The organism is Bacillus sp. CIS52 (assembly GCF_053545315.1).
Map to the genome: position 1 here is coordinate 305,147 of NZ_JBIUFR010000003.1, position 8,813 is coordinate 313,959.

At 48.0% G+C, this 8,813-nt stretch carries 4 protein-coding genes; 3 read left to right on the forward strand and 1 reads right to left on the reverse strand.

Annotated elements, in window-relative coordinates; genetic code table 11:
- Window positions 1-61 precede the first annotated feature (61 nt).
- Together gltB and gltD are read left to right on the forward strand one after the other, a co-directional pair.
- Window positions 62-4,621, forward strand: a complete 4,560-nt coding sequence (gene gltB, locus ACH32G_RS14495) for a glutamate synthase large subunit (RefSeq protein WP_448814479.1) — start codon at window positions 62-64, stop codon at window positions 4,619-4,621.
- 16 nt (window positions 4,622-4,637) lie between these two features.
- Window positions 4,638-6,119, forward strand: coding sequence for a glutamate synthase small subunit (gene gltD / locus ACH32G_RS14500; RefSeq protein WP_448814480.1), 1,482 nt, complete (start codon window positions 4,638-4,640; stop codon window positions 6,117-6,119).
- Between the two features lie 423 nt (window positions 6,120-6,542).
- On the opposite strand, the gene ACH32G_RS14505 is transcribed toward gltD, so the two are convergent.
- Complete coding sequence (locus tag ACH32G_RS14505; RefSeq protein WP_448814481.1) at window positions 6,543-7,523, reverse strand: zinc-binding dehydrogenase; 981 nt, start codon at window positions 7,521-7,523, stop codon at window positions 6,543-6,545.
- Window positions 7,524-7,641: 118 nt separating this feature from the next.
- Here ACH32G_RS14505 and ACH32G_RS14510 point away from each other — a divergent pair, with 118 nt between their 5' ends.
- Window positions 7,642-8,505, forward strand: a complete 864-nt coding sequence (locus tag ACH32G_RS14510) for a LysR family transcriptional regulator (RefSeq protein ID WP_049628590.1) — start codon at window positions 7,642-7,644, stop codon at window positions 8,503-8,505.
- The last annotated feature ends 308 nt before the right edge of the window (window positions 8,506-8,813 follow it).

Genomic DNA, 8,813 nt, shown 5'->3' on the forward strand with positions numbered 1-8,813 from the left:
ATTTAAAGTTGTCAGATTTTATGACCGATAATTAACGGAAACTGATCGGGGGAGAGGAATTATGACTTACAATCAAATGCCGAAAGCACAAGGTCTCTACCGTCCGGAATTTGAGCATGATGCATGCGGAATCGGCTTGTATGCCCATTTAAAAGGGAAACCTTCACATGACATTGTCAAAAAAGGACTGCAGATGCTTTGCCAGCTGGATCACAGAGGAGGACAGGGCAGTGACCCGAATACGGGAGACGGCGCCGGCCTGATGGTTCAGATCCCTGATGCTTTTTTTAAGAAAGAGTGCGGAGAAATGAAGCTGCCTGAAAAAGGCTGTTACGGGGTAGGAATGGTCTTTTTCTCGCAAAATGAAGAGGAAAGAAAAAAGATCGAAAAACAGGTGAATGCATTCATTGAGCAGGAAGGGCAGACCGTTCTCGGCTGGAGAACCGTCCCCGTTAATGTCGGAAAAATCGGAACAGTGGCACAAAGTACTTGCCCGTACGTGCGCCAAGTATTTATCGGTGCCGCAAACGATTTGAAAGACAGCCTTGCTTTTGAACGCAAACTGTATGTCATCCGGAAGCAGGCGGAAAATTGGGGCGTCCAAGAACAGCTTGATTTTTACTTCGCAAGCCTGTCAAGCCAGACTATCGTTTATAAAGGTTTGTTAACGCCTGAGCAGGTTGACGCGTTTTATTTGGATTTGCAGGATGAAACCTTCGTATCTGCATTTTCACTCGTACATTCACGGTTCAGCACAAATACCTTTCCTACTTGGGAACGTGCCCATCCGAACCGCTATCTGATCCATAACGGAGAAATCAATACGCTCCGGGGCAATATCAATTGGATGCGGGCGAGAGAGCAGCAGTTTGTTTCAGAAAGCTTCGGAGACGATCTTCATAAAGTGCTGCCGATTTTAAATGCTGAGGGCAGTGACTCATCCATTCTTGATAATGCGTTTGAATTTTTCGTGATGGCGGGACGGAAGCCGGCACATACGGCAATGATGCTGATCCCGGAACCATGGACCGAAAACACTCACATGTCTAAAGCGAAACGGGCTTTTTACGAATATCACAGCTCTTTAATGGAGCCGTGGGACGGACCGACCGCCATTTCGTTTACGGACGGTAAACAAATCGGCGCCATCCTTGACCGTAACGGCCTGCGTCCGGCACGTTACTATGTGACAAAAGATGACCATATTATTTTCTCATCTGAGGTGGGCGTTATTGAAGTGGAGCAGGAAAACATTCTTCATAAAAAACGCCTGGAACCCGGAAAAATGCTGCTCATTGACTTAGAGGAAGGCCGGATTATTTCAGATGAAGAAGTAAAAACGGAAATCGCCAATGAATTCCCGTATCAAAAATGGCTTGAAGAGGAATTGGTTCAAGTGAATCCTGATCCGGAAATCCGGGAAGAGGAACAATTCGATGATCTTCTCGTCCGGCAAAAAGCATTTGGCTATACGTATGAAGATATTCAGAAATATTTAATTCCTGTTATTAAAGAAGGCAAAGACCCGCTCGGCTCCATGGGAAATGACTCGCCGCTCGCCGTTTTATCCGACCGTGCCCAATCACTGTTTCATTATTTTAAACAGCTGTTTGCGCAAGTCACAAACCCGCCGATTGACGCGATCCGCGAGCAGCTGGTGACCTCCACGGTGACATGGCTCGGAGCTGAAGGCGATCTGCTGCATCCGAGTGAAAGAAATGCCCGCCGCATTAAACTGTACACTCCTGTATTATCTAACGAACAGTTTTATGCGCTGAAAACACTTGTGCATCCTGACATTAAGAGCCAGAACATCCGCACGCTGTTTTCCGATGACCTGGAAAAAGGCCTGAAGGATTTGTTTCAGCAGGCGGAAAAAGCGATCAAGGAAGGCGTATCTCTGTTAATTTTATCTGACAGGGCAATGAGTAAAGAATTGACACCGATTCCGCCGCTTTTGGCCGTCAGTGCGCTGCATCAGCATTTAATCCGTCAAGGTCTGCGTACTAAAGCAAGCATTATCGTTGAATCAGGCGAAGCGCGTGAAGTTCATCACTTTGCGGCTCTCATCGGATATGGGGCCGATGCTGTCAATCCATATTTGACTTATGCTACGTATAAGCAGGAAATCGATGAGGGACGGCTTGATATTCCGTATGAGGAAGCTGTCAGCAAATACGGAAAGAGCGTGACAGAAGGCGTCGTGAAAGTGATGTCAAAAATGGGAATTTCAACTGTGCAAAGTTACAGGGGCGCCCAAATTTTTGAAGCGGTCGGCATCGGTGAAGACGTCATTTCCAAATACTTTACGGGAACTGCATCCCAGCTTGGCGGAATCGATATCGAAACGATCGCGCAAGAAGCAAAACAGCGTCATCAAGCGGCTTACAAGGATGATTACAGTCAAACTCTTGAGCCGGGTAGTGAATTCCAATGGCGAAACGGGGGAGAGCACCACGCTTTCAATCCGAAAACCATCCATACTCTGCAATGGGCGTGCCGCAAGAATGATTACAGCCTGTTTAAGCAATATTCTCATGCAGCGGATGAAGAACGAATCGGGTTTTTACGTAATCTGTTCGCATTCAAAGAAGACCGCAAACCTTTAAAATTAGAAGAAGTCGAATCAGCTGCGTCCATCGTGAAACGTTTTAAAACAGGGGCGATGTCGTTCGGTTCATTAAGCAAGGAAGCGCATGAAGCCTTGGCAATAGCGATGAACCGGCTCGGCGGAAAAAGCAACAGCGGAGAAGGCGGAGAAGACCCGAAACGTTTTATTCCGGATGAAAATGGCGACGACAGAAGAAGTGCAATTAAACAGATCGCATCCGGCCGTTTCGGCGTAAAAAGCCATTATCTCGTCAATGCGGATGAATTGCAGATCAAAATGGCGCAAGGGGCGAAGCCGGGAGAAGGCGGCCAGCTTCCGGGCAACAAAGTATATCCTTGGGTCGCGGATGTCCGCGGTTCTACACCAGGTGTCGGGCTGATTTCACCGCCTCCTCATCATGACATTTATTCAATTGAAGATCTGGCTCAGCTGATCCATGATTTGAAAAATGCAAATCGAAACGCGCGAATCAGCGTCAAGCTCGTGTCAAAAGCCGGCGTCGGCACGATTGCGGCCGGTGTGGCAAAAGGTACGGCGGATGTCATCGTCATCAGCGGGTACGACGGCGGAACGGGTGCTTCACCGAAAACGAGTATTAAACATACAGGTCTTCCGTGGGAGCTTGGTCTTGCAGAAGCACACCAAACGCTGATGCTGAATGGTTTACGGGATCGCGTGGTATTGGAAACGGACGGTAAGCTGATGACAGGGCGCGACGTCGTGATGGCCGCCTTGCTAGGCGCGGAAGAATTCGGCTTTGCCACAGCGCCGCTCGTCGTTCTAGGCTGCGTCATGATGCGCGCCTGCCACTTAGATACATGTCCTGTAGGTGTCGCGACGCAAAATCCGGAGCTTCGCAAAAAGTTTATGGGCGATCCTGATCATATCGTAAACTACATGCTGTTTGTCGCGGAAGAAGTGCGTGAATATATGGCGCAGTTAGGTTTTAAAACGCTGGATGAAATGATCGGCCGCACGGACGTTCTTCATGTCAGCGAACGTGCAAAAGCGCATTGGAAAGCGGGACAGCTTGATTTATCCACGCTGCTGTATCAGCCTGAAGGCGTGCGCACTTTCCGGACTGCGCAAAATCATAAAATCGGTCAGTCACTTGATATGACGGAAATTCTTCCGGCGGTGCAGGCTGCAATTGAAGCCGGTCAGGAAGCGGAAGCGGAAATCAAGATCAATAATACAAATCGCGTAGCCGGAACCGTGACGGGAAGTGAAATTTCCAAACGCTACGGAGCGGAAGGACTGCCGGATGATACGATCAGGCTCCATTTCACCGGATCAGCCGGACAGAGTTTCGGCGCATTTGTCCCTAAAGGGATGACGCTTCATTTGACCGGGGATTCAAATGACTACGTAGGAAAAGGGCTGTCAGGCGGAAAAATCATCGTGAAAGCACCTGATGCCTTCAATTGCGAAACGCATGAGAACGTTATTATCGGGAACGTCGCCTTTTACGGAGCAACAAGCGGGGAAGCGTACATTAACGGGCGCGCCGGTGAACGTTTTGCGGTCCGCAACAGCGGAGTCAATGTCGTTGTAGAAGGTATCGGAGATCACGGCTGTGAATACATGACAGGCGGCCGGGTTGTCGTCCTCGGTGAAGTCGGCAAAAACTTCGGAGCGGGGATGTCAGGCGGTATCGCATACGTCCTGAGCGATGATGCCAAAGCATTTAAACGCAAATGCAACATGGAAATGATTTCATTTGAAAAACTGACGGATGAAACGGAGATCAAAGAAGTGAAAGAAATGGTCAAACGGCATGCGGCGCTGACAAACAGCAAAAAAGCCGCAGACCTCCTGGATCATTGGGAAGACGCCGCAGAGACCTTTATCAAAGTCATTCCGAAAAACTATAAACAAATGCTCCTCAGCATCGAAGAACAAAAAGCGGCGGGTTTATCAGAAGAAGACGCCATTATGTATGCTTTTGAAGCCAACACAAAGGCTCACCAAACGCCGGCCAAAGATCAAAAACAAGCGGTAGTGCAGTAAGAAAGGGGAGAGGAACATGGGGAAACCAACTGGATTCATGGAAGAAAAACGAGAAAAACCGGCTGAGCGGGACCCTCTCACTCGCTTAAAAGATTGGAAAGAGTATTCGGCTCCATTTTCAGAGGAAGCGTCAAAGCGGCAGGGGGCGCGGTGTATGGATTGCGGCACACCGTTTTGCCAAATCGGCGCTGATATTAACGGTTTTACATCCGGATGTCCGATTTATAATTTAATACCGGAATGGAATGACCTCGTCTATCGGGGGCGCTGGAAAGAAGCACTGGAGCGCCTTCTGAAAACGAATAACTTTCCTGAATTCACAGGGCGGGTCTGTCCCGCTCCTTGTGAAGGATCTTGTACACTGGCCATTTCAGATCCGGCTGTTTCAATTAAAAACATCGAGCGGACGATCATTGACAAAGGTTTTGAGAACGGATGGATTCAGCCGAGAATTCCAGCGAAACGCACAGGTAAGAAAGTCGCTGTTGTCGGTTCAGGCCCGGCAGGTCTGGCAAGCGCTGATCAGCTGAACCAAGCCGGTCATTCCGTAACGGTCTATGAGCGTGCTGACAGAGCCGGCGGCCTGCTGATGTACGGCATTCCGAGCATGAAGCTTGAGAAAAATGTCGTCGAACGCCGTATTAAGCTTTTGACGCAGGAAGGTATAGATTTTGTGACAAATACCGAAATCGGCGTTGACATAACGGCTGATGAGCTCAAAGAACAATTTGATGCCGTCATTTTGTGCACAGGCGCCCAAAAGCAGCGCAATCTGCTGATTGAAGGCCGGGAAGCAAAAGGCGTCCATTACGCAATGGATTATTTAACACTGGCGACGAAAAGCTACTTAGATTCCAACTTCAAAGATAAACAATTCATAGACGCTAAAGGGAAAGACGTCATCGTGATCGGCGGGGGAGACACAGGAGCTGACTGCGTAGCAACCGCGCTGCGCCAAAAAGCGCGCAGCGTGCATCAGTTCGGGAAACACCCTAAACTTCCTCAGACGCGCACGAATGACAATATGTGGCCTGAACAGCCGCACGTCTTCACCCTTGAATACGCCTATGAAGAAGCGCAGGCAAAGTTCGGCAAAGATCCGAGAGAATATTCAATTCAGACGACAAAAATGGTGGCCGATAAACAAGGCCGCTTAAAAGAGATCCACACCATCCAAATGGAAAAAGTCAGAAATGAATTCGGTAAGTATGAATTTCATGAACTGCCCGGAACGGAGAAAGTATGGCCTGCTCAGCTGGTGTTTATCGCCATCGGTTTTGAAGGAACTGAACAGCCATTATTGAAGCAGTTTGGTGTCGATTCGGCAAATCATAAAATTCAGGCGGCATATGGGGATTATAAAACGAATGTTGACGGTGTTTTCGCCGCAGGGGATGCGAGAAGAGGCCAAAGCCTGATTGTATGGGCGATTAATGAAGGCCGGGAAGCAGCGCGCGAAGTCGACAGTTATTTAATGGGGAGCACTGTTTTACCGTAAATAAAGGGGATTAATTATAGAACCGGCTGGGCTCAGCCGGTTTTTTCATATGTCATGGAACTGAACTGTCAGCATGATCTGCTTTCTGAAACAGAGCGACGTATGATTTGTTCTTCCGTTCAGCAGTTTCAAATCGGTGAACGAAAGAAGGCCTGTTTTGATAGCTGCCGCAAAACGTTACGTAAAGGATTGTGCTGACAAAAGATATCTGGAAGCGCTGTGCAAGCTCGGGCGGCGCCGTTTAAAGACACTTTTGCTGTGCATTTTATTGACGGGCACTTTACCCGTCGTGTGGCTGTATCATCGAAAAGTTTTAAAAACCGGGAAAACACTTTTTTATATTTTTGATAGAAATATATCAAGAGTATGTCAGAGCGGAAGGCTCATAAACAAAAAAGAGAACGGAGGGGTCCGCTCCTCTTTTTAGACATCTATATGAAAGCCGATATTGCCGAACTGCCGCCCTTCCTGCATTCTCTTAATGGCATCTGCTGCTTCTCTAAGAGGGTACATACGGTCGATAATGGGGCGGATGCCGCAGCGTTTTATCAATTCCAGCATTTGCGCGAATTCCTCATTGCTTCCCATTGATGTACCGAGAATATGAATCTGCGGAAAAAACAGCGAGCGAATAGGAAATCCAAGCTGATCACCTGAACTGGCACCGAATGTTACGATCCGGCCATTCGGTTTCATAATGTCAAGGTAGTGCTGATATAAAGCGGGACCGACACCGTCAAGTATGATATCTGCTTTTTGACCATTCAACGCTTCATTCCAGTCGCCGTAACTGTCAATTGCCCGGTCTGCACCGTATGACAGTGCGGTTTGTTTTTTGTTTTCACTGCGGGAGGTGACGCTGACTGTCGCTCCGATTGCTTTTGCCATTCGTAAGGCGTATGTTGCCACGCCGCTCCCGATGCCCGGAAGGATAAGGTGTTCGCCCTTTTTCAATTGTCCTTTTGTAAATAAGGCGCGATAAGCGGTTAATGCTGATAACGGCAGCACGCCCGCTTCCTCCCATGTCAGATGATCGGGTTTTACAATGGCATTTTCCGCAGGAACGATGACATAAGGTGAAAAAGTTCCGTCGCTTGGACCGCCTAAAATATCAGGGACGGCTGGTACATCCTCAACAGTCTTCCAATTCAGCACCGGGTTGATGATGACTTCCGCATGCAGTAAATGAGAACGGACGCCGTGTCCTATTTCAGTTACGATTCCCGCGCCGTCTGAACCGAGAATAAATTCACGGTTTCCGGTTTCGTGGTTTTTCATCAAAAATAAATCGCGATGGTTTAATCCGGCTGTTTTCAGCTTTATTTTGACTTCTCCGTTCCCCGGATGTTTGTCAGGTATCTGCCTGAAATGAAAGCTATTTTCGTGTATGATAATGGCATCCATTATTTTTCTCTCCTTTATGGTTGATGAGAAAAATTTTACAGGCTGTAACAGCTGCAGTAAATGAAGGAAAATTGATAGCCGGCTATCAATAAAAATCATAGCAAGAAGGTGTCCTTACATGGAAAGCGGAGACTTAAAGATTTTTCAGGCTGTCGCCCGCAAAGGCAGTATTTCAAAGGCGGCCGAAAGTCTGCATTATGTTCAATCAAATGTGACAAACCGGATTCAGCAGCTGGAACGGCAATTGCAAACACAGCTGTTTTACCGGACGAATCGGGGAATGACGCTGACGCCAGCAGGTGAAAGCTTATTGAAAGATGCAGACAGAATTCTGCAGCTGCTATATGAGGCGCAAAAAAATGCGCAAGAGGCAGGGCATCCGAACGGCCCGCTCCGCATCGGTTCTTTAGAAACGGCGGCAGCCGTCCATCTCCCTCAATTTTTCACGGAGTATTGCAGACGATATCCGAAAGTACAGCTGTCACTGTCAACCGGTGATACACATACCTTAGTGCAGCGCGTCCTGCAGTATGAGCTGGACGGGGCTTTTGTTTATGGGCCGGTCGAACACGAAGACCTTAAACAATCCGCCGTATTCCAAGAAGAATTGATCGTGGTCTCAAATGTGCGGGAAGGCAGCTTGCAAAACCTGCTGCGAGAGCCGATTCTGTTTTTTGCCGCCGGCTGTTCGCACCGCCGTAAAATAAAAAACATATTGAAAGAAGAGGCAGTGCCTGCACAGAAAATCATTGAATTCGGAACGCTGGAAGCCATTATTGGAGCGGTGCAGGCAGGGTTGGGTGTTTCCTTTTTGCCTGCGTCAGCCGCCCGTTATTTTAAAAACCGGGAAAATCTTTTTCATCATCAGCTCCCTGAACGTTTTCGGGATATGAATATATCATTCATCTACCGGCGTGATTTATTTTTGACATCGGCGTTTGAAGAACTGCTGACTGGATTAAAAGCGTTCCCGAATGGATGATGACGTAACAGGACAGCAGAATATGCCGAATTTTTTACCGATTTTTTAAAAAAACTTTCTTTTCGCGGAAATTTATGTATAATAAAAGAAAGTTTTTTCGGATAATGAATCTGCAATGATAAGGACATGAGTCATTTTAACCGGCCATACAGAGAGGGGAGGCAAGGCTGAGACCTTCCCGGCACGAAGAATGGGCTTACCGCCTTTTGAGCTGTATCGGTGAACGAAAGCAGCCGATACCGTATAGCCGCGTTACGGCAACAATGAGCCGCCGCTTGAAGCGGCGGGAATTTGGGTGGAACCGCGGG